Here is a 17,475-nt window from a genome sequence, read left to right as displayed (position 1 = left end):
CAAGGTGTAGACCAATGTGTCGCGGTGTGGCTGTCAGAATCCACCCCATGGCGGAAATCACCCAGCGCGATGGCGCCTGGACCTTTGACGGTGAGTCGGTACGGATCGTCCCCGGGCGGGACAAGAGCGTGCACCTGGTGCGGCAGGCGCTCGGCGAACTGACCGTGCCCCTGGAGGCGCTGGCGGGCGCCGCGTACGAACCGGGGCGCAAGTCCGGCCGGTTGCGGCTGCGGTTACGTCCGGGTGCCGATCCGTTGGCGCAGGCCACGGGCGGCAAGCTGCCGGACGCGGCCGATCCGTATCAGCTGTCGGTCGAGGCGGACCGCACCGGCGTCGCCGAGTACCTGGTCGACGAGGTCCGGCAGGCCCTGCTGCTCGACCAGGTGCCGTCCGGCCCGTCCGACCGCTATCTGCTGCCCGGTCCGCCGGTGCCGCTGTCGGCGACGGCGGGTGACGCCACCGCGTCCTTCGACGGTGAGCGGATCCGGCTGGAATGGAACTGGAAGACGGAGGAGTCGAAGAAGTCGGGCGGCCCCCGCACCATCCCGCTGGAGGACCTGACGGCGGTGGAGTGGTTCCCCGCCGCCGGACTGGAGAACGGCTACCTCCGCTTCACCGTGGCCAAGGCGACGGCGACGGCCGCGCCCAAGTACGACCCGCACGCCGTCGTCCTGTACGGCTTCCGGAAGGACCCGCTGATGGCGCTGGTCGCGGCCGCCGTCACGGCCCGGCTGCCGCATCCGTTCGCCCCGCCGGAGCCCGCCGACGCGACCCCGGCCCCGGACACGGCTCCCGCGATACGCACCGGGACGGAGGGCGACGGCGGTGACGCGGATCACGACGCCCTGCTGCGACGTCTGCGCGAACTCGGCGATCTTCACCGGAGCGGGGTCCTCACCGAGGAGGAGTTCACCACCGCCAAACAGGCCGTCCTCCGCCGCTTTTCTCGCCATTGAGACCGGAGCCTGCCCGATATCGGGCAGGATTCTTGCGAATCACCCCGATGAACCGCAGTATCAACGGATGCTCGATCGCCGTTTGTCCCACGATGACCTCATCGACCACCTGGTCCGCAGCACGCCGCTCGGTCGCGGCGAGGCGGCCCGGGTGGTGCTGGACGTACTGGCGTACTTCGACGAGACGACCGAGGAGTTCGTCCGGCGACGCCACCGCGAACTACAGTCCGGCGGACTGACCAACGCGGACATCTTCGAGCGGATCACGGCCGAGCTGCCGTACCGCGCGGTGGCACCGCCCGAACTCTCGCTGCGCCAGCTGCGCCGCATCGTCTACGGCTGACACGGCCGACGTCCACGGCCGATACGGCCGACGCCCCGCGGCGCAGGACCGCCGCACGCGAGCATTCATGATCGATTCAATCGGGAGGGCCTGAACACCATGTGCGGAATCGTCGGATACATCGGGAAACGCGACGTGGCACCGCTGCTGCTGGAGGGGCTCCAGCGGCTGGAGTACCGCGGCTATGACTCCGCGGGCATCGCCGTCCAGGCCAAGCCGGGCAAGGGCACACAGAACGGGCAGTCCGCCGCCGGGCTGAAGACCGCCAAGGCCAAGGGCCGGGTCCGCGACCTCGAGGCCAAGCTGCCCAAGCGCTTCGCGGGCACCGCGGGCATCGCGCACACCCGCTGGGCCACCCACGGCGCGCCCAATGACATCAACGCCCATCCGCACCTGGACGCGGACGGCAAGGTCGCGATCGTCCACAACGGCATCATCGACAACGCCTCCGACCTGCGCGCCAAGCTCACCGCCGACGGCGTGGAGCTGATCTCCGACACCGACTCCGAGGTCCTCGCCCACCTCATCGGCCGCTCGCAGGCCGCCACCCTGGAGGAGAAGGTCCGCCACGCGCTCGCCCTGGTCGAGGGCACGTACGGCATCGCCGTGCTGCACGCGGACTTCCCGGACCGCATCGTCGTCGCCCGCAACGGCTCCCCCGTGGTGCTCGGCATCGGCGAGAAGGAGATGTTCGTCGCCTCGGACGTCGCCGCGCTGGTCAGCCACACCCGCCAGGTGATCACCCTGGACGACGGCGAGATGGCCACCATCAAGGCCGACGACTACCGCACCTACACCACCGAGGGCAGCCGCACCGCCCCCGCGCCGACGACGGTGGAGTGGGAGGCCGAGTCGTACGACATGGGCGGCCACGACACGTACATGCACAAGGAGATCCACGAGCAGGTCGACGCCGTGGACCGGGTGCTGCGCGGCCGGATCGACGACCGTTTCTCCACCGTCCGGCTGGGCGGGCTGAACCTGGACGCGCGCGAGGCGCGCGGCGTCCGCCGGGTCAAGATCCTCGGCTGCGGTTCGGCGTACCACACGGGCCTGATCGGCGCGCAGCTCATCGAGGAGCTGGCCCGGATCCCCGCGGACGCCGAGCCCGCGAGCGAGTTCCGCTACCGCAACCCGGTCGTGGACCCGGACACCCTCTACATCGCGGTCAGCCAGTCCGGCGAGACCTACGACACGCTGGCCGCCGTCCAGGAGCTGAAGCGCAAGGGCGCGCGGGTGCTGGGCGTCGTCAACGTCGTGGGCAGCGCGATCGCCCGCGAGACGGACGGCGGCGTGTACGTCCACGCGGGCCCTGAGGTGTGCGTCGTCTCCACCAAGTGCTTCACCAACACCGCCGTCGCCTTCGCGCTGCTCGCCCTCCACCTCGGCCGGATCCGCGACCTGTCGGTCGCCGACGGCAAGCGGATCATCGCGGGGTTGCGGAAGCTGCCCGAGCAGATCTCCGAGGTGCTGCGCGGCGAGGAGGAGATCAAGAAGCTCGCCGCCGAATACGCGAATGCAAAGAGCATGATGTTCGTCGGGCGGGTGCGCGGCTACCCGGTGGCGCGCGAGGCGTCCCTGAAGCTGAAGGAGGTCTCCTACGTCCACGCCGAGGCGTACCCGGCCTCCGAGCTGAAGCACGGCCCGCTCGCGCTCATCGAGCCCGAGGTGCCGACCGTCGCGGTCCTCCCGGACGACGACCTGCTGGAGAAGAACCGCGCGACCCTGGAGGAGATCAAGGCCCGCAGCGGCCGGATCCTCGCCGTCGCGCACCAGGAGCAGGAGAAGGCGGACCACACGATCGTGGTACCCCGCAACGAGGTCGAGCTGGACCCGATCCTGATGGGCATCCCGCTGCAACTGCTGGCCTACCACACCGCGCTGGCGCTCGGCCGGGACATCGACAAGCCGCGCAACCTGGCGAAGTCGGTGACCGTGGAGTGACCTCCGGCACCTCCGGCTGATTCGGCACTTCCGGCCGATCCGGCACTTCCGGCCGATCCGGCGCCTCCGGCCGATCCGGCGCCTCCGGCCGATCCGCGGCCGGAACGCCTCGGGTGGAACGCCCCAGGATCGGCGGTCCCCCGCGTGTGCCACCACGCACGCGGGGGCCGCCCCTGGGCCGGCGTCGCCCTATACGCCGGCGCTGGCCACCGCGCGGGAACCGTCACTTCCCGCCCGGCGCCACGCCGACCGGTTTATGCCCCGCACACGTGCCCAATCCACCTCTACGCGCGGGTAGTTTCTGCGGGTGTCAAGACGGTCTTGGGGCCATCTCGGCTACGAGGAAAGGGACTTGAGGCTGTCCAGTTCTGAACGGCCGCCCGGCGCGGGGCGCGCCCGGAGGTTTCGGCGCGGGACGGCTGGAGAAAAGATCACGGCCAGCGGCCGGGCATGGGCCGGGACGGGCCCAAGACCCGTGCCGGGCTCAGGCGATGACGCTCAGAGGGACGCCGCTCAGAGGCTCAGGGGATGACGACGACCGGCCGCTGCGCGCGGCGCGCGAGCCGCCCCGCGACCGAGCCGAAGATCCGCCCCACCAGGCCGTGCGTGGAGCCCACCACGATCGCGTCGGCCGCGTACTCCCGGCCGACCTCCTCCAGCTCGTGGCAGATGTCGCCGCCCCGTTCGACGAGGATCCACGGCACCTCGGTGAGGTGATCGGCACAGGCCAGCTCAAGGCCCAGCACCTCGGTGCGGTGATCGGGAACGTCGACGAAGACGGGCGGCTCGCAGCCCGCCCATACGGTCGTCGGCAGCCGGTTGGCCACATGGACGATGATCAGACCTGAGCCGGAGCGCCGGGCCATGCCGATGGCGTACGCGAGGGCGCGCTCGCTCGATGTGGAACCGTCGAATCCGACCACGACGCCGTGCTGGAAGGCTGGATCGCAGGAATGACGTGTTTCTTCCGCCGCTTGGGGGTGCGCCAGGTGATCGGCGACCCGCTTGCGGTCCGCGGGTTCGGGGATTTCGTGACCGGCCATCGGTGTCTCGGCGAAGGGTGTCCTCGTGCGGAGGGATACGGCGGGGACTCAGGTTGAGGTTGGCGGGGGACTAGAGCTCCGCTAGAGCTCGAGACGAGTATCGAACGAAGAAAATCCGTCCGGGATTCATCTTTCCAAGCCCTTACCCCCCAGGGTACGGCGCCATTCCTCACCTGCCCAGGGGATGCCCCGGCAGCGGAGCGGCCGAAGCGTTCCCCGGAGCATGCCGGAGGGCGGCCCGTAACGCAATGCCCCAAGTGGTCCCGACTCGGACCTCACCGACCCCTCGCGTACGCCGTGCGGTCGCCCCGCAGTGACCTGTGGGCAGGCCGGACGTTGTAGTACCCGCGGAGCGATCGCCTCCGTACGGAACGGGCCCGGACGGCCCGCACCGGCCACCGCTACGACCTCCCCACGGACCGCCCCGGACGCCCGGGCCGACCCGCACCGGAGCCCCGTTCCACCGCCCTTCCACCATGCGCCGACCCACCTTCCCCTCATCTGTCCACCGTCCGTCCACCCCTGTAGTCCACCATGCGAGAGGAGCCGCCACCGTGCCAGGCATCCGTGAGTACGACGCCCCCGGCGGCACCCCCGGCACCCCGCCCGGCGGCATCCCCGGCGGCCCTCTCGGGAGCACCCGAGGCGACACCCGAGGCGGCACCCGTGCCAGTGGCCCCGGCAGCGTCCCCGGCGGCGACCCGGTGAACGAGGTCATCCGCTGGTCGGCCTTCGGCTGCGCCGTGGTCCCCGCCGTCCTCCTCCTCTGTGGATCACCCCTGAGCGGCGCGGTGGGCGCCGCCGTGGGCCTCGCCGCCGTGACCGCCGCCAGCCGCTGCCTCCTGCGCTACTACGAACGCGCGGCCGCCCGGCTGGGCTCCGGCGCGGTGAGCCCGCACCGCGGGCGGCACAGTCGCACCGGGATCGGGACGCACCGGGGCGGCCGCCGGACCTGACGCCGGACCCCGGGCCGACGTCAGCCCCCGGGCCGTTCGCGGGGCCGGGGCCGGGATGGCTCCGGGACGGCTCCGGAAGCGCGCCACGTCGTACTCCGTACATCCGACCGCGACGCAGCATGAGCCGGTCGTACGCCGGTCGAAGGACCCGTCCGCACGTCTGCGCCCGCTGGTTTTCGGCCAACTTCGCATCCCAGTTCTTCCCTTGGCAAACGCCATGCTCAACCCCCTTCCGGCCAGCGTGGAAAGGGGTACGAGCCACCCGTACCCCCTACGGGAAGTGGGCGTCAGCAGGAGGCCCACTTCACAGCGAGGGCTACGAGTGCAACGCTTCGTGATCGAATGCTTCGCGCCAAGTTGTCATGTCGACATAGTGGCGGGTGGTGAACTGGTCACGGCGACCACACGCGACACAGTAGATTCGATCTTGGCCATGACCGGCGGGGGAACCGTTCAGGACCGAGGGGAAACGTGCAGGACCGAGAGGACGCGACCACCGAGGGGGGCTTAGAGCCATGAGCCAGGACTCCACGACCGTACCGGAGACCTCGCGCAAGCTCTCCGGACGCCGACGACGAGAAATCGTCGCGGTGCTGCTGTTCAGCGGCGGACCGATCTTCGAAAGCTCCATCCCGCTCTCCGTCTTCGGTATCGACCGGCAGGACGCCGGTGTCCCTCGGTACCGATTGCTGGTGTGCGCGGGCGAAGATGTGCCACTGCGAACGACTGGCGGACTGGAACTGACCGCACCATACGGCCTGGAGGCGCTGTCCCGGGCCGGCACCGTCGTCGTACCGGCCTGGCGGTCGATCACCCAGCCGCCACCGGCCGCCGCGCTCGACGCGCTGCGGCGCGCGCACGAGGAGGGCGCGCGCATCGTGGGCCTGTGCACCGGGGCCTTCGTACTGGCCGCCGCGGGGCTGCTCGACGGCCGCCCGGCGACCACGCACTGGATGTACGCACCGACGCTCGCCAAGCGCTACCCATCCGTCCACGTGGATCCGCGCGAGCTGTTCGTGGACGACGGCGACGTACTGACCTCGGCGGGCACCGCCGCCGGGATCGACCTGTGCCTGCACATCGTGCGCACCGACCACGGCGCGGACGCCGCGGGGGCCCTGGCCCGCCGGCTCGTCGTGCCGCCGCGCCGCAGTGGAGGGCAGGAGCGCTACCTGGACAGGTCGTTACCAGAGGAGATCGGCGCGGATCCGCTCGCCGAGGTCGTGGCGTGGGCGCTCGAGCATCTGCACGAGCAGTTCGACGTCGAGGCCCTGGCCGCCCGCGCCTATATGAGCCGCCGCACCTTCGACCGCCGGTTCCGGTCGCTCACTGGGAGCGCTCCACTCCAGTGGCTGATCACCCAGCGGGTGCTCCAGGCCCAGCGGCTCCTGGAGACCTCCGACTACTCGGTCGACGAGGTCGCCGGGCGCTGCGGCTTCCGGTCCCCGGTCGCGCTGCGCGGGCACTTCCGGCGGCAGCTGGGGTCCTCCCCGGCCGCCTACCGGGCCGCGTACCGTGCCCGCAGGCCCCAGGGCGGCGCCCCGGACCGCGGCCCGGACCGGCTGGAGCGGGCCGAACGGCTCGGCGGCGACCGTGCCGAGGTGCTCGAACAGCGCCCCGGTGAGCACGCCATGCCGCTGCGCCGACCCGGCGGACCGGTCACTCATACGAGCCACCACCATCACCCTCCGCACTCGCCGCATCCACCGGGCGGTACGGAACCGGGCAAGCCGGAATCCGATGCGTACGCCCCCGCCTGCCCGAGCAGGCCACGGGTCGCGCCCCGGGCCGTCCGACCCTGCCCGGCCAGCGGGAACGCCCCGTAGGGTGAGACGTATGAACGATCGCATGGTGTGGATCGACTGCGAGATGACCGGGCTCTCGCTGTCGGACGACGCGCTCATCGAGGTGGCCGCGCTGGTCACGGACTCCGAGCTGAACATTCTGGGCGACGGAGTGGACATCGTTGTCCGGCCACCCGCCGAGGCGCTGACCACCATGCCCGAGGTGGTGCGGGAGATGCACACGGCCTCCGGACTGCTCGCGGTGCTGGACGGCGGGACCACCCTCGCGGATGCCGAGGCCCAGGTCCTGGCGTACATCCGCGAGCACGTCCCGGACGCCGGCAAGGCCCCGCTGTGCGGAAACTCGGTCTCCACCGACCGGGGCTTCCTCCTGCGGGACATGCCGACGCTCGAGGCGTACCTCCACTACCGGATCGTCGACGTCTCCTCGATCAAGGAGCTGGCCCGCCGCTGGTATCCGCGGGCCTACTTCAACAGTCCGAAGAAGAACGGCAACCACCGCGCACTCGCCGACATCCACGAGTCGATCGCCGAACTGCGCTACTACCGGGAGGCCGTCTTCGTCCCCCAGCCCGGTCCGGACTCGGACACGGCGAAGACCATCGCGGCCCGCCACGTCCTGCCCGCCCGGCAGGCGTGACGATCTCGCTCCCGGCACGCGCAATAGCCGGGAGCGAGCACCCCCGCCGACCCTGTATAGTTTTTCTCGGCCGATGCGGAGAGCACCGGTCATGGTGGGTATAGCTCAGCTGGTAGAGCACCTGGTTGTGGTCCAGGATGTCGCGGGTTCAAGTCCCGTTACTCACCCTCTTGGAAGAAGGCCGCTGATCTGCGAAAGCAGATCAGCGGCCTTCTTCGGTTCGTGGCACGGTGCCGACCCCTGCCGCGGATGTCAGCCGAGGGTCTCGGCCGCCAGGCCCTGCTTCACGTGCCGGGTGACCTCGTCGGCGAGGATCTCGGGCAGGCCCGCCTCGATGCCGTACAGGGCCTGTGCGGCGACCTCGGCGGGGTCGGCCTTCTGCTCGGCGGGAACGCCCGCGGCCATGTCGGTGTCCATGTAGCCGACGTGCAGCGCCGAGACGGCGATGCCTCGGGGCGCCAGTTCCTCCCGGGCCGCGTCGGTCAGCGCCCATGCCGCGGCCTTGGCCGCGGCGTAGGACCCGACGTGGGCGGGGTGCAGCCAGGACAGGACGGACAGGATGTTGAGTACGGCGCCGCCGCCGTTGCCCTCGATGACGGGGGTGAAGGCCCGCGTCACGGCGAGCGGACCATAGAAGTTCGTCTCCATCTCCCGGCGCACGGCGTCCGGGCCGCCCGCGATGAGCGGTGTGGCGGTGGAGATGCCCGCGTTGTTCACCAGCAGCGTCGTGTCGGACGCGGTGCGGGCCGCGGCCCGGATCGACTCCCCGTCTGTCACGTCCAGCCGGAGCGGGGTGACGCCCGGCAGGTCCACCGTCTCGGGGCGGCGGGCCGCCGCGTACACCTTCGCCCCGCGCTCCACGAGCTGAGCGGCCAGATGCCGCCCGAGCCCCCGGTTGGCGCCGGTGACCACCGCGACCGCGTTCTTCAGTTCCATGACTGCTCCCAGCGTTGATTCATTTTAGATTATGTTCACAATCTAAAGCACGCCGTAGAATGGATGTCAATCGACATCCAATCGGGAGGTGGCCGATGGGCCGCGTATCGCAGGCGCAGGCGGAGGAGAACCGCAGGCGGGTCGTGGACACCGCCTCCCGGCTGTTCCGGGAGCAGGGCACCCACGTCAGCGTCGCGGACCTCATGAAGGCGGCCGGTCTGACCCACGGCGGCTTCTACAAGCAGTTCGCCTCCAAAGAGGCGCTCGTCGACGAAGCCACCGCCCACGCCTTCGACGGGCTCACCCGGCTGCGCAACGATGGCCTCGAGCAGTACGCCGGGCAGCGCGACGCCGCCCAGCAGGCCCTGATCGACACCTACCTCTCCATCGACCACCGCGACAGCGCGGCGGACGGTTGCCCCGCCGCCGCGCTCGCCACCGACATGGCGCGCGAACCCGAAGACCGCGAGGCCCGCCGCGTCTACACCGAGGGCGTGGGCGACTTCGCCGAGTGGCTCACCACCGAGGACGAGGACGGCCTCACCCGGCTGTGCACGATGCTCGGCGCACTCGTCCTGGCCCGCGCCACCAAGGGCTCCCCGCTTTCCGAGCAGATCCTCACCGCCGCGCGCGCGGCCTTGACGGTTGATCAGCCGGATGGCCGCCAGCAGCGCGCATAGGCCCGTACGTCATCGCAGGGGTCCGCCGGGCGCGCGGCCCCCGACGCGGCCCGGGGTGGACGTGGACGTGCGGGTTGCCGATGGCGCCGCGGGGTCCGCCCCTTCGAGCAGGTACGCGAGGCCGCTCCGTACGCGGACGCGCGCCCCGACGCCTGTATCTCACGTGGTCGACCTGCCGCAAAACCTCGCCGAACCACCCTTAAGGCGTTCTAGAGGGCATCAAGTCCGCTTATCCATTGATACGTTCCCCTCCCGACGTCGCCCGCATCAAGCGACACATATGGGGGACACCATGCACACCGCACCACAGCAGTCCATGCCGCAGGCCGTCCCACCGCAGCCGCGGCGGAGCTGGTTCGCGCGGCACAAGGTGCTCACCGCCATCGGGGCGCTCATCGCGGTGTGCGTCGTCGGAGGCATCGCGTCCGGCGGCGGGAACGACGGCGAGCGCTCGGGCGGGTCCGGCGGGGCCGGTCAGACGAGCGGTTCGGTGCCCCAGTGGGTGACGGTCCAGCCGCGGCGCGGGGCGCCGTCCAGGGTCACGACCTGGGTGTTCTCCAGGGGGTGCCGGGCGGCGAACGCGGCGTCGACGTTGAGGGCGCGGGCACCGGTCCAGGTGCGGATGGCGGCGCCGTGGCTGATGACGGTGACGTGCTCCGCCCCCGAGGCGGCGATCTCCTCGATCACCTGGTCGTAGTGGCCCAGGGCCTCGTCGCCGGTCTGCCCTCCCGGCATCGGCAGGTCGGTCTGGCCGACGGCCCAGGCCATCACCGTCTTGAGGTAGAGCTGCACGGACTCGCTGTCGTCACGCATCTCCAGATCACCGGCGCGCAGCTCGCGTATGCCCTCGCGGGTGACGACCTCCAGGCCGCGCTCGCGGGCGAGGGGGGCCGCCGTCTGCTGGGCGCGGCTGAGCGGGGACGCGTACAGGGCGTCGATGCGCTCGTCCGCGAGGCGCTCCACCAGTCCCTCCGCCTGCTGTTGCCCGAGCGGGGTGAGTTCCGCGCCCGGCATCTCGGTGTCCAGCGCGTGGACGAGGTTGGAGGGGGTCTGGCCATGGCGGACGAGCAGGAGACGCATCAGCGGACGGCGTCCTTCCGGGGAGCGGGCGCGGGATGCGGCGCCCGGCCGCGGGGCCGGGCCGCCACCCTCATCGTCGCTCAGCCGGTCCGGGGGAGGGAACACACGGCGGGGTCGCGCACCTCACACTCCCCGGGGCAGGTGCATGGGCTCAGCCGTCGGCCGGAGCCGGATGTCGTACGGCCTTCTTCACGGCGGACTCCAGCTCGGACCGGCTGAGTCCGGCTTCCCGGGCGTGGTCGGTGACGGCGGTCTGCACGGTGACCGCGGCCTCGTACCAGTGCTTCCACTGGGCTTCGCGTTCGGCGTCGGCGAGTCCGGCCAGTTTGGCGTGCTCGGCGTCGGCGGCCTGCTGGAGGGCGATGATTCTGTCGGGGATGTCCACGCGTTGGATCATAAGTCCGACGCTTCGGGCGTTTGTGCGTACCAGCCACCCCACGCCGCCCGCGTGACTCGTTCGGCGGGCGGCGCACGAGGGCGCGTCCGCGGGTTACGCGTCCTCCTCGGGGAAGGCCACCTGGATCTGCTCCAGCATCTGGGCGACGGACGCCTCGACACCGGCCTTGGCGATGCCGAGGTCGGCGAACAGGCCCGAGCCGTCCTCGTGCTCGAGGAGGGCGAGCAGGATGTGCTCGGTGCCCACGTAGTTGTGGCCCAGGCGCAGGGCCTCGCGGAAGGTGAGTTCGAGGACCTTCTTGGCGCCCGCGTCGAAGGGAACCAGCGCGGGCATGGAGGCGGCGGCGGGCGGGAGGGCGGCGGTGGCGGCCTGGCGGACGGTGTCCAGGAGGACGTCCTGGGCGACGATCGCCTTGGCGGCCAGCCCCTCGGGTTCGGCCAGGAGGCCGAGGACGAGGTGTTCGGTGCGGATCTCGGCGTTGGAGGCGGCGCGGGCCTCGTTCTGGGAGGAGACCACGACGTTCCGGGCGCGCGGGGTGTAGCGGCCGAAGCCCTGGCTGGGGTCGAGGTCCTGGGCGGCGGAGCCCTTGGGGACGAAGCGCTTCTGGGCCGCCTGCCGTGTCACGCCCATGCTCTTGCCGATGTCGGTCCAGGACGCGCCGGAGCGGCGGGCCTGGTCGACGAAGTGGCCGATGAGGTGGTCGGCCACGTCCCCGAGGTGGTCGGCGGCCAGGACGGCGTCGGTGAGCTGTTCGAGGGCGTCGGTGTGGGTCTTCTTGATGGCCTCGATCAGGTCGTCGAGGCGTACGGAGTTCGTCATGCCGGTGGGCTGCGGGGTCGAGTCCGGGTTCGTCATGCGTCAACTATGGGTTGACACTCGAAGCGTGTCAACCCTTGGTTGACAGTAGACAGTGTCTACACAGACTGGTAGACACTGTCTATGAGCGAAGAGGACACGGGGTTGCGGGCCCGACTGGTCGACGTGGGCGTCGCATTGGTGGACCGGGAAGGCGTGGCGGCCCTGTCGCTGCGCGAGATCGCACGGCAGGCCGGGGTCTCCCACGGGGCGCCCCGGCGCTACTTCCCGACGCATCTGTCGCTGTTGTCGGCCATCGCGCGGCGCGGCTTCGAAGCGCTGGCCCGGGAGGCCGGGGCGGCGGTCCGGGACGGGCGCGAGGGGCCCCGGGAGCAGCTGATGGCGCTGGGGCGGGTCTACCTGGAGTTCGCGCGGACCAACCGCGGCATGTTCGAGCTGATGTTCCGTCACGACCTGCTGGAGAGCAACCGGCTGGGGCTGCGGGAGACCAGTCTGCCGCTGTTCGAGACGCTGGTGGAGCTGGTCCGCCGCGTACGTCCCGCCGCGGACGCGGGCCTCGTCGCGGGGGCGCTGTGGGCCAATCTGCACGGCATCGCGCAACTGCGGCAATGGGGCAGCCTCCAGCTCGCGACCGGTTCCGAGGACGTCGAGCCGCTGCTGCGGGTGGCGATGGACGCGCACCTGGGGACGGCATGAAGACGCGCCACCGGCAGCGGATCACCCTCGTCGGCAGCATCACCGGCGCCGTGATCGTCGCCCTCGACGGCACCGTGCTGACCGTCGTGCAGCCCGCCCTCCAGCGCGATCTGCACGCCTCGTTCGTGCAGGTCCAGTGGACCAGTACGGGCTATCTCATCGCCGTCGCCAGTCTGCTGGTGTTCGCCGGGCGGCTCGGCGACCGGTACGGACACGGGCGGGTGTTCGCGGTCGGCACGCTCGGCTTCGCCGCCACGTCGGCGGGGATCGGGGTGGCACCCGGCATCGGCTGGGTGATCGGACTGCGGGTCGCGCAGGGCGTGTTCGGCGCGCTGCTCCAGCCCGCCACCCTCGGCATGCTGCGCGCCGCGTATCCGCGCGACCGGCTCGGGATGCCGATCGCGCTGCGCACCAGCGCCATCGGGGTGGCGGCGGCCGCCGGGCCGATCGTGGGCGGGGCGCTCGCCGCGCAGTTCGGCTGGCGGTCGGTCTTCTTCCTGGGCGTGGCCCCCGCGGTCGCGGTCGGCGTGCCGGCGCTCGTCGTACGCATCCCCGCGGACGGGCCGCGCACCGGCGTGGCGCTCGACCTGCCGGGCGCCTGTCTGCTCGCGCTGGCCCTGGTGTGCCTGGTCCACACGCTCGCCGGGATACCGGAGACCGGCTGGACGGCGGCCACCGCGCTGGGATTCCTCGCCGTGGCGGCCGCCGGGGGCGCGTTCGTGCGGCACGGGCGCCGGACGCCGAACCCGCTGGTGCCGCCCGGCGTGCTGCGCTCGGCGACGGTCGCCTCGGCGCTCGGGGTGCTGGTGACGGCGTCGGCGGCGCTGTTCGGGGCACTGTTCGTCGGCACGTACTTCCTCCAGGACGTCCTGGCGCTGGACCCGCTGGAGAGCGGGCTGCGGGTGCTGCCGCTGGCCGCGACGATGGTGCTGGGCGCGCCCGTATCGGCCGTCCTGGCGCGCCGGTACGGGCCGCGGCGTACGGCGGGCGCGGGCATGGTCCTCGTCGCGCTCGGCATCCTGCTCTTCTCCCGGCTGGACCGGGCGGCCACCGCCCCGGAGATCGGCGGCTGCTTCTTCGCGCTCGGGGCCGGTTTCGCCACCGTGATGGTCACCGCGACGGCCGTCATCGTGCACCACGCCTCCCTGGAGCACGCGGGCGTGGCGGGCGGCCTCCAGCAGACCGCCATGAACATCGGGCCGACACTGGGGGTGGCCGCCGCGACGATGCTGCTGCGCCTGCCGGGCGCCGGGGCCTTCGCCGCGGCGATGGGCCCCGCCCTGGCCGCCCTCGCGGCGGTCGCGGCGCTGGGCGCGCTGCTCACGGTCGCCCTGCCCGGCCGTGGGGCGTTGAGCCGTTCATGACCGGTCCTACCAGGCTGCCGGTGCGGTAGTTGCAGGGCGTACGAATCCAACGGGGCGGGATCGTTGCGTCGCCGACCTCACCTTCGTCCTGGGCGCCGAGCCCTCCACGGTGAAGACCGCGGCCAAGAACGCGGCGGCGCGGCTGAAGGCCGTATCGGCCCCCCTCGACGCAGCAGGACTCGTCAGGCGCGCGGCTCGCGCTGCGGTGGGTGGCGGGGCCACCACGGGGTCCAGGTGAACTTGTCGCCGCCGACCCAGCGGACCACGTCCGGGTCGTCCAGGTCGATGTCGTCGAAGCCGAGCTGGCGGGCGATCTCGATGATGTCCAGGACCGAGTGCGCCTTGCCGACCAGCTCCCCCGCGACCTCCACCAGGCGGTAGGGGGGAGTGCCATGCTGGACGCCGAGCACCACCATCGTCGGCCGGGTGACGCGCGGGCTCTCGCTCTCGGTCATGGCTCCACGCTGCCGCCCGCCGGACGCCCGCGCACCCTGGAAGCCCCGGACGGGCGACTCGGGCTTGTGGTGGCGGACGAAGACGGTGTGGTCGGCCACCGAATGGGCCGCCGCCGCGAACGGGGCGCGGCAGGACCCGGCGTCCAGCGGCTGGGGGACCGGGTGGTGCCCGAACGGGTGCTGTTCCCGGTGCCGCTGTCCTCCTCGGGCTGACCGCCCCCAGCAGGGCCTTCCCGCCCGGTCCGGTGTGTGTGCGCTGGGCCGGGCGGGTGGTGCTCCGCCGACGGGCGCCGCCTGGTGGACACGCCATCCGGACATACTGTGCGGATGCCCGAGAAGCAGGGGATTCCCCCTCTCATTCACCAAACCTGGAAGAACACGGACGTACCGCCCGACTGGCGGACATGGTCCGAGACCTGGCGCCGGCACCATCCCGACTGGGAATACCGGCTGTGGACGGACGCCGACAACCGGGCGTTCCTCGAACAGCACTACGCCTGGTTCCTGCCCATCTATGACGGCTACCTGGAGCCGATCAAACGGGCGGACGCGATCCGCTACTTCCTCCTCGACCATTTCGGCGGGCTGTACGTCGACATGGACTTCGAGTGTCTGCGCCCGCTGACCGGGCTCCTCGCCGGGAAGGAACTCGTCCTCGGTCTCGAGCCGGAGGAGCACGCCGGGCTGCCGTGGAACCGCCGCAGCGGTCTGCCGCGCATCGTCGGCAACGCGTTCATGGCGTCACGGCCGGGCCATCCGTTCTGGCCGCATGTGCACCGGCAGCTCGTGGGCGCCCACACCATGCCCGGCCCGTTGGACGCGACGGGCCCGTGCCTGCTCACGCGCGCGGTCGACAGCGCGCCGGAGGACTGCTCGATCACGGTCCTGGGCGCGGAGACCGTGTATCCCGCGCTGAGCCCCTTCGCGGAGGAGTTGTTCGGGCGGCGGGACGTGGATCGGGACCGCGCCCACGCCGTGCACCACTGGTCGAGCAGCTGGACGCGTGAGGACTCCGGTCCACCGGCGGCCTCGGCCGGCCGCAAGGTCAGGTTCTGGACGAGCCAGGACCTGCACCCCTGCGCCTACGGCGTGGTCGACCTCGACGCCCAGCGACGGCGGTGGGCCTCGGGGGCGGCAGCGCCGACGGTGTCCTGTCTGATGGTGACCAAGGACCGGTCGCCGCTGGCCGAGCGGGCGATCCGGTGCTTCCTCGCCCAGACCTACACCCGCGCGGAACTGGTCGTGGTGGACGACGGCGCGGACGACGCCCTCGAGGAGCACGTACGCGCCCTCGCCGACCCGCGGATCCGCCTGCACCGGCTGCCGCCGGAGGGGCGGACGCTGGGCGAGCTGCGCAACATCGCGGTGGACCTGGCCACCGGGGCGTACGTGTGCCAGTGGGACGACGACGACCTGTACGACCCGGAGCGGCTGGAAATCCAGCTGGCGGCTGTCCTCGGACTGGACGCCACGGCGTGCTTCCTGGCCCGCGAGCGGCTGTGGTGGCCCGCGCGCCGCAAGCTGGCGCTCTCCGGGGTCCGGGTGTGGGAAAGCTCCATGCTCTGCGCGAAGGACGCGCTCCCCCGCTATCCGGAGCGGCGGAGCGGCGAGGACTCCCCGGTCGCGGAGGCCGTGGTGCGCGGCGGACGGACCGTGTCCCTGGACGCACCGGAGCTGTACACCTACGTGATCCACGGGGCCAACACGTTCGACGAGCCGCACTTCACGGGGCTCTTCGAGGCCGCCACCCAGGTGTGGCCCACGGGCGCCTCCTACACGGACCAGGTGCACGCGATGGCGGCACGGCTGCCCCTCGCCCCGGCGGATGTCCTCGACGCCGAGAATGACGCCGAGAATGACGGCGAGAATGACGGCGAGAATTCGGCCGCCGCAACGCAGGACACGGCCGGTGACGCGGCCGGCGCCACCGGCGGGCCTTCGGCGCGCGTCCCTCGTGCCAGACGCCCCGCGCCCGTGGACGTGCGCGCCGACACCGACGGGCACCCTCCGCTGCTCGTCCTCACCCCCGTCAAGGACGCCGCCGCCTTCCTGCCGCGCTACCTCGACAACCTGCACACCCTCGACTACCCCCGCGACGCGGTCTCCGTCGGCCTGCTGGAAGGCGACAGCCGTGACGGGACCTGGGAGGCCCTCCAGGACGCACTGCCCGCGCTGGAGGCGGAGTTCCGGCGCGTCACGCTCGTACGGCGCCACTTCGGCCTGGAGCTGACCGGGCCGCGCTGGGAGCCGGCCGTCCAGCGGCAGCGGCGATCGGTGCTGGCGAGGGCCCGTAACCACCTGCTGTCCCGCGCCCTGGCCGACGAGCGGTGGGTGCTGTGGCTCGACGTCGATGTGACCGACTACCCGATTGACCTCGTCCAGCGCCTGCTGGGCGCCCGCCGGGAGATCGTCGTCCCGCACTGCGTCACCGAGCCCGCGGGGCCCAGCTTCGACCTCAACACCTTCGTGCTGCGCCCCGACGCCCACGCCCTGAACTGGGACCAGTGGCTCCGGGACGGCATCCTCCAGCCGCCGAAGGGGTTCGGCCGGATCTATCTCGACGAGCTGCGCGCACACGAGACGGTCCGCGTCGACGCGGTCGGCGGTACGGCCCTGCTGGTCCACGCCGACCTGCACCGCGACGGCCTGGTGTTCCCGGCCGTCCCCCACCGCAGGCTGATCGAGACCGAGGGACTGGCCGCGCTGGCCCAGGACATGGGCGTCGAGTGCTGGGCGCTGCCCGCGGTGGAAGTGGTGCACCCCCGCCACCTGGGCGATGGCCCCATGAACCAGGCAGGTGAAGGTGCCGCCGGGGCCGAAGCCCGCGTCGGGAGTTCTCGTTAGCCGATTATCCGTGGAGTGTTCCGCGGCACGAGAAAACAGCACGAGAGAACAGCATGAGAAAGAGGAGAAGCGTATGAACTTCGGACAGACGGCCGCCTTGGTGACGGCGGCGGCCGGGGCGGTGGTCTTCGGCGGAGCCGACGCCGGCGCCCTCGATCTGGATCCTCCCGTCAGACAGAGCAACGCGTGCGACGCCCTCGGAGCGGTACAGGGGGCGAGCTGCCTCAACTTCGCCCAGATCTTCGGCGACCCGCACGGCGTGGTGCAGCAGAACAGGTGTGACTCCGCGGGCCCCGCCAACACGGGAAACATCATCTTCACCACGCCCCTCGCGGCGGCCTCGCACTGTGCCAACATCGCGGTTTCCGCCCAGCCCTCGAAGGCCGGGGCGGCCCACCGGAACACCTACGGCCACGCCATCCACGGCGACGGACCCCGATGACCCCGGCACCGACCGGGCCGGAACACGGCCCCCGGGAGAGAAGTCTCCCGGGGGCCCCGGGGTCATCGCGCGGAGGAC

Annotated in this window: 18 protein-coding genes and 1 tRNA gene; 13 read left to right on the top strand and 6 right to left on the bottom strand. The window is 71.7% G+C overall.

Translation table 11 applies throughout. From position 1 onward, the window contains the following. The first annotated feature begins 47 nt into the window (after positions 1-47). The 3 genes from LCH29_RS15405 (at position 48) to glmS (ending at position 3,243) form a co-directional block, all read left to right on the top strand. On the top strand, positions 48-956 hold the full coding sequence (locus LCH29_RS15405) for a DUF4429 domain-containing protein (RefSeq protein ID WP_446462301.1): 909 nt from the start codon (positions 48-50) through the stop codon (positions 954-956). Between the two features lie 67 nt (positions 957-1,023). Next, positions 1,024-1,299: a hypothetical protein gene (locus LCH29_RS15400; protein WP_446462300.1), complete on the top strand. Its 276-nt coding sequence runs from the start codon at positions 1,024-1,026 to the stop codon at positions 1,297-1,299. A 99-nt stretch (positions 1,300-1,398) separates the two neighbouring features. Continuing rightward, entirely contained in the window at positions 1,399-3,243 is a 1,845-nt protein-coding gene (gene glmS, locus LCH29_RS15395) for a glutamine--fructose-6-phosphate transaminase (isomerizing) (RefSeq protein ID WP_446462299.1), read from the top strand. A 521-nt stretch (positions 3,244-3,764) separates the two neighbouring features. Here the strand turns inward: glmS and LCH29_RS15390 are convergent. Then, positions 3,765-4,286, bottom strand: a complete 522-nt coding sequence (locus tag LCH29_RS15390) for a universal stress protein (protein ID WP_009717718.1) — start codon at positions 4,284-4,286, stop codon at positions 3,765-3,767. Positions 4,287-4,840: 554 nt separating this feature from the next. Here LCH29_RS15390 and LCH29_RS15385 point away from each other — a divergent pair. From LCH29_RS15385 to LCH29_RS15370, 4 genes are all read left to right on the top strand, one after another. Next, on the top strand, positions 4,841-5,242 hold the full coding sequence (locus LCH29_RS15385) for a hypothetical protein (RefSeq protein ID WP_446462298.1): 402 nt from the start codon (positions 4,841-4,843) through the stop codon (positions 5,240-5,242). A gap of 515 nt (positions 5,243-5,757) precedes the next feature. Then, positions 5,758-7,068, top strand: coding sequence for a helix-turn-helix domain-containing protein (locus tag LCH29_RS15380; protein WP_446462297.1), 1,311 nt, complete (start codon positions 5,758-5,760; stop codon positions 7,066-7,068). 10 nt (positions 7,069-7,078) lie between these two features. Further along, a complete protein-coding gene (gene orn, locus LCH29_RS15375; protein ID WP_446462296.1) occupies positions 7,079-7,687 on the top strand; it encodes an oligoribonuclease in 609 nt (202 codons plus the stop codon). 94 nt (positions 7,688-7,781) lie between these two features. Further along, a tRNA-His gene (locus tag LCH29_RS15370) sits at positions 7,782-7,854 on the top strand. 85 nt (positions 7,855-7,939) lie between these two features. Here LCH29_RS15370 and LCH29_RS15365 read toward each other — a convergent pair. Continuing rightward, positions 7,940-8,623 (bottom strand): SDR family oxidoreductase, encoded by a 684-nt coding sequence (locus LCH29_RS15365; RefSeq protein WP_446462295.1) that lies wholly within the window; start codon positions 8,621-8,623, stop codon positions 7,940-7,942. Positions 8,624-8,718: 95 nt separating this feature from the next. On the opposite strand from LCH29_RS15365, the gene LCH29_RS15360 reads away from it, so the two are divergent. Next, positions 8,719-9,303: a TetR/AcrR family transcriptional regulator gene (locus LCH29_RS15360; protein WP_446462294.1), complete on the top strand. Its 585-nt coding sequence runs from the start codon at positions 8,719-8,721 to the stop codon at positions 9,301-9,303. 474 nt (positions 9,304-9,777) lie between these two features. Here the strand turns inward: LCH29_RS15360 and LCH29_RS15355 are convergent, their stop codons facing one another. From LCH29_RS15355 to LCH29_RS15345, 3 genes are all read right to left on the bottom strand, one after another. Then, positions 9,778-10,383 carry a histidine phosphatase family protein gene (locus LCH29_RS15355; protein ID WP_446462293.1) on the bottom strand — a complete coding sequence of 202 codons (606 nt, stop codon included), beginning with the start codon at positions 10,381-10,383 and terminating at the stop codon, positions 9,778-9,780. Between the two features lie 151 nt (positions 10,384-10,534). Next, complete coding sequence (locus LCH29_RS15350) at positions 10,535-10,768, bottom strand: hypothetical protein (RefSeq protein ID WP_446462292.1); 234 nt, start codon at positions 10,766-10,768, stop codon at positions 10,535-10,537. Between the two features lie 105 nt (positions 10,769-10,873). After that, positions 10,874-11,635 carry a Clp protease N-terminal domain-containing protein gene (locus LCH29_RS15345; protein WP_446462291.1) on the bottom strand — a complete coding sequence of 254 codons (762 nt, stop codon included), beginning with the start codon at positions 11,633-11,635 and terminating at the stop codon, positions 10,874-10,876. Between the two features lie 84 nt (positions 11,636-11,719). Here LCH29_RS15345 and LCH29_RS15340 point away from each other — a divergent pair, with 84 nt between their 5' ends. After that, positions 11,720-12,292, top strand: a complete 573-nt coding sequence (locus tag LCH29_RS15340; RefSeq protein ID WP_446462290.1) for a TetR/AcrR family transcriptional regulator — start codon at positions 11,720-11,722, stop codon at positions 12,290-12,292. Next, the gene (locus LCH29_RS15335; RefSeq protein ID WP_446462289.1) at positions 12,289-13,656 is read left to right on the top strand and encodes an MFS transporter; all 1,368 of its coding nucleotides are present in this window, start codon (positions 12,289-12,291) and stop codon (positions 13,654-13,656) included. The genes LCH29_RS15340 and LCH29_RS15335 overlap by 4 nt, the downstream gene beginning before the upstream one ends. Positions 13,657-13,838: 182 nt before the next feature. Here LCH29_RS15335 and LCH29_RS15330 read toward each other — a convergent pair whose 3' ends face one another. Next, on the bottom strand, positions 13,839-14,111 hold the full coding sequence (locus LCH29_RS15330; protein ID WP_446462288.1) for a hypothetical protein: 273 nt from the start codon (positions 14,109-14,111) through the stop codon (positions 13,839-13,841). A gap of 69 nt (positions 14,112-14,180) precedes the next feature. Between LCH29_RS15330 and LCH29_RS15325 the strand changes: the two genes are divergently transcribed. The 3 genes from LCH29_RS15325 to LCH29_RS15315 all read left to right on the top strand — a co-directional run bounded on the left by LCH29_RS15325 (position 14,181) and on the right by LCH29_RS15315 (position 17,397). Further along, on the top strand, positions 14,181-14,324 hold the full coding sequence (locus LCH29_RS15325) for a hypothetical protein (protein ID WP_446462287.1): 144 nt from the start codon (positions 14,181-14,183) through the stop codon (positions 14,322-14,324). Positions 14,325-14,438: 114 nt separating this feature from the next. Beyond that, a complete protein-coding gene (locus tag LCH29_RS15320; protein ID WP_446462286.1) occupies positions 14,439-16,955 on the top strand; it encodes a glycosyltransferase in 2,517 nt (838 codons plus the stop codon). A 73-nt stretch (positions 16,956-17,028) separates the two neighbouring features. Beyond that, positions 17,029-17,397, top strand: coding sequence for a hypothetical protein (locus LCH29_RS15315; RefSeq protein WP_446462285.1), 369 nt, complete (start codon positions 17,029-17,031; stop codon positions 17,395-17,397). Positions 17,398-17,475: the final 78 nt, after the last annotated feature.

This window comes from Streptomyces sp. BRA346 (genome assembly GCF_052851135.1).
This window is presented reverse-complemented; position numbering and strand designations above follow the sequence as displayed.

Bases quoted from the DNA above. Each gene is read 5' to 3' on its own strand.
- LCH29_RS15345 (WP_446462291.1), bottom strand. From the start codon at position 11,635: ATGACGAACCCGGACTCGACCCCGCAGCCCACCGGCATGACGAACTCC.
- LCH29_RS15335 (WP_446462289.1), top strand. From the start codon at position 12,289: ATGAAGACGCGCCACCGGCAGCGGATCACCCTCGTCGGCAGCATCACC.
- LCH29_RS15390 (WP_009717718.1), bottom strand. From the start codon at position 4,286: ATGGCCGGTCACGAAATCCCCGAACCCGCGGACCGCAAGCGGGTCGCC.
- LCH29_RS15360 (WP_446462294.1), top strand. From the start codon at position 8,719: ATGGGCCGCGTATCGCAGGCGCAGGCGGAGGAGAACCGCAGGCGGGTC.
- LCH29_RS15365 (WP_446462295.1), bottom strand. From the start codon at position 8,623: ATGGAACTGAAGAACGCGGTCGCGGTGGTCACCGGCGCCAACCGGGGG.
- LCH29_RS15330 (WP_446462288.1), bottom strand. From the start codon at position 14,111: ATGACCGAGAGCGAGAGCCCGCGCGTCACCCGGCCGACGATGGTGGTG.
- LCH29_RS15380 (WP_446462297.1), top strand. From the start codon at position 5,758: ATGAGCCAGGACTCCACGACCGTACCGGAGACCTCGCGCAAGCTCTCC.
- orn (WP_446462296.1), top strand. From the start codon at position 7,079: ATGAACGATCGCATGGTGTGGATCGACTGCGAGATGACCGGGCTCTCG.
- LCH29_RS15320 (WP_446462286.1), top strand. From the start codon at position 14,439: ATGCCCGAGAAGCAGGGGATTCCCCCTCTCATTCACCAAACCTGGAAG.
- glmS (WP_446462299.1), top strand. From the start codon at position 1,399: ATGTGCGGAATCGTCGGATACATCGGGAAACGCGACGTGGCACCGCTG.
- LCH29_RS15405 (WP_446462301.1), top strand. From the start codon at position 48: ATGGCGGAAATCACCCAGCGCGATGGCGCCTGGACCTTTGACGGTGAG.
- LCH29_RS15340 (WP_446462290.1), top strand. From the start codon at position 11,720: ATGAGCGAAGAGGACACGGGGTTGCGGGCCCGACTGGTCGACGTGGGC.
- LCH29_RS15315 (WP_446462285.1), top strand. From the start codon at position 17,029: ATGAACTTCGGACAGACGGCCGCCTTGGTGACGGCGGCGGCCGGGGCG.
- LCH29_RS15400 (WP_446462300.1), top strand. From the start codon at position 1,024: ATGCTCGATCGCCGTTTGTCCCACGATGACCTCATCGACCACCTGGTC.
- LCH29_RS15355 (WP_446462293.1), bottom strand. From the start codon at position 10,383: ATGCGTCTCCTGCTCGTCCGCCATGGCCAGACCCCCTCCAACCTCGTC.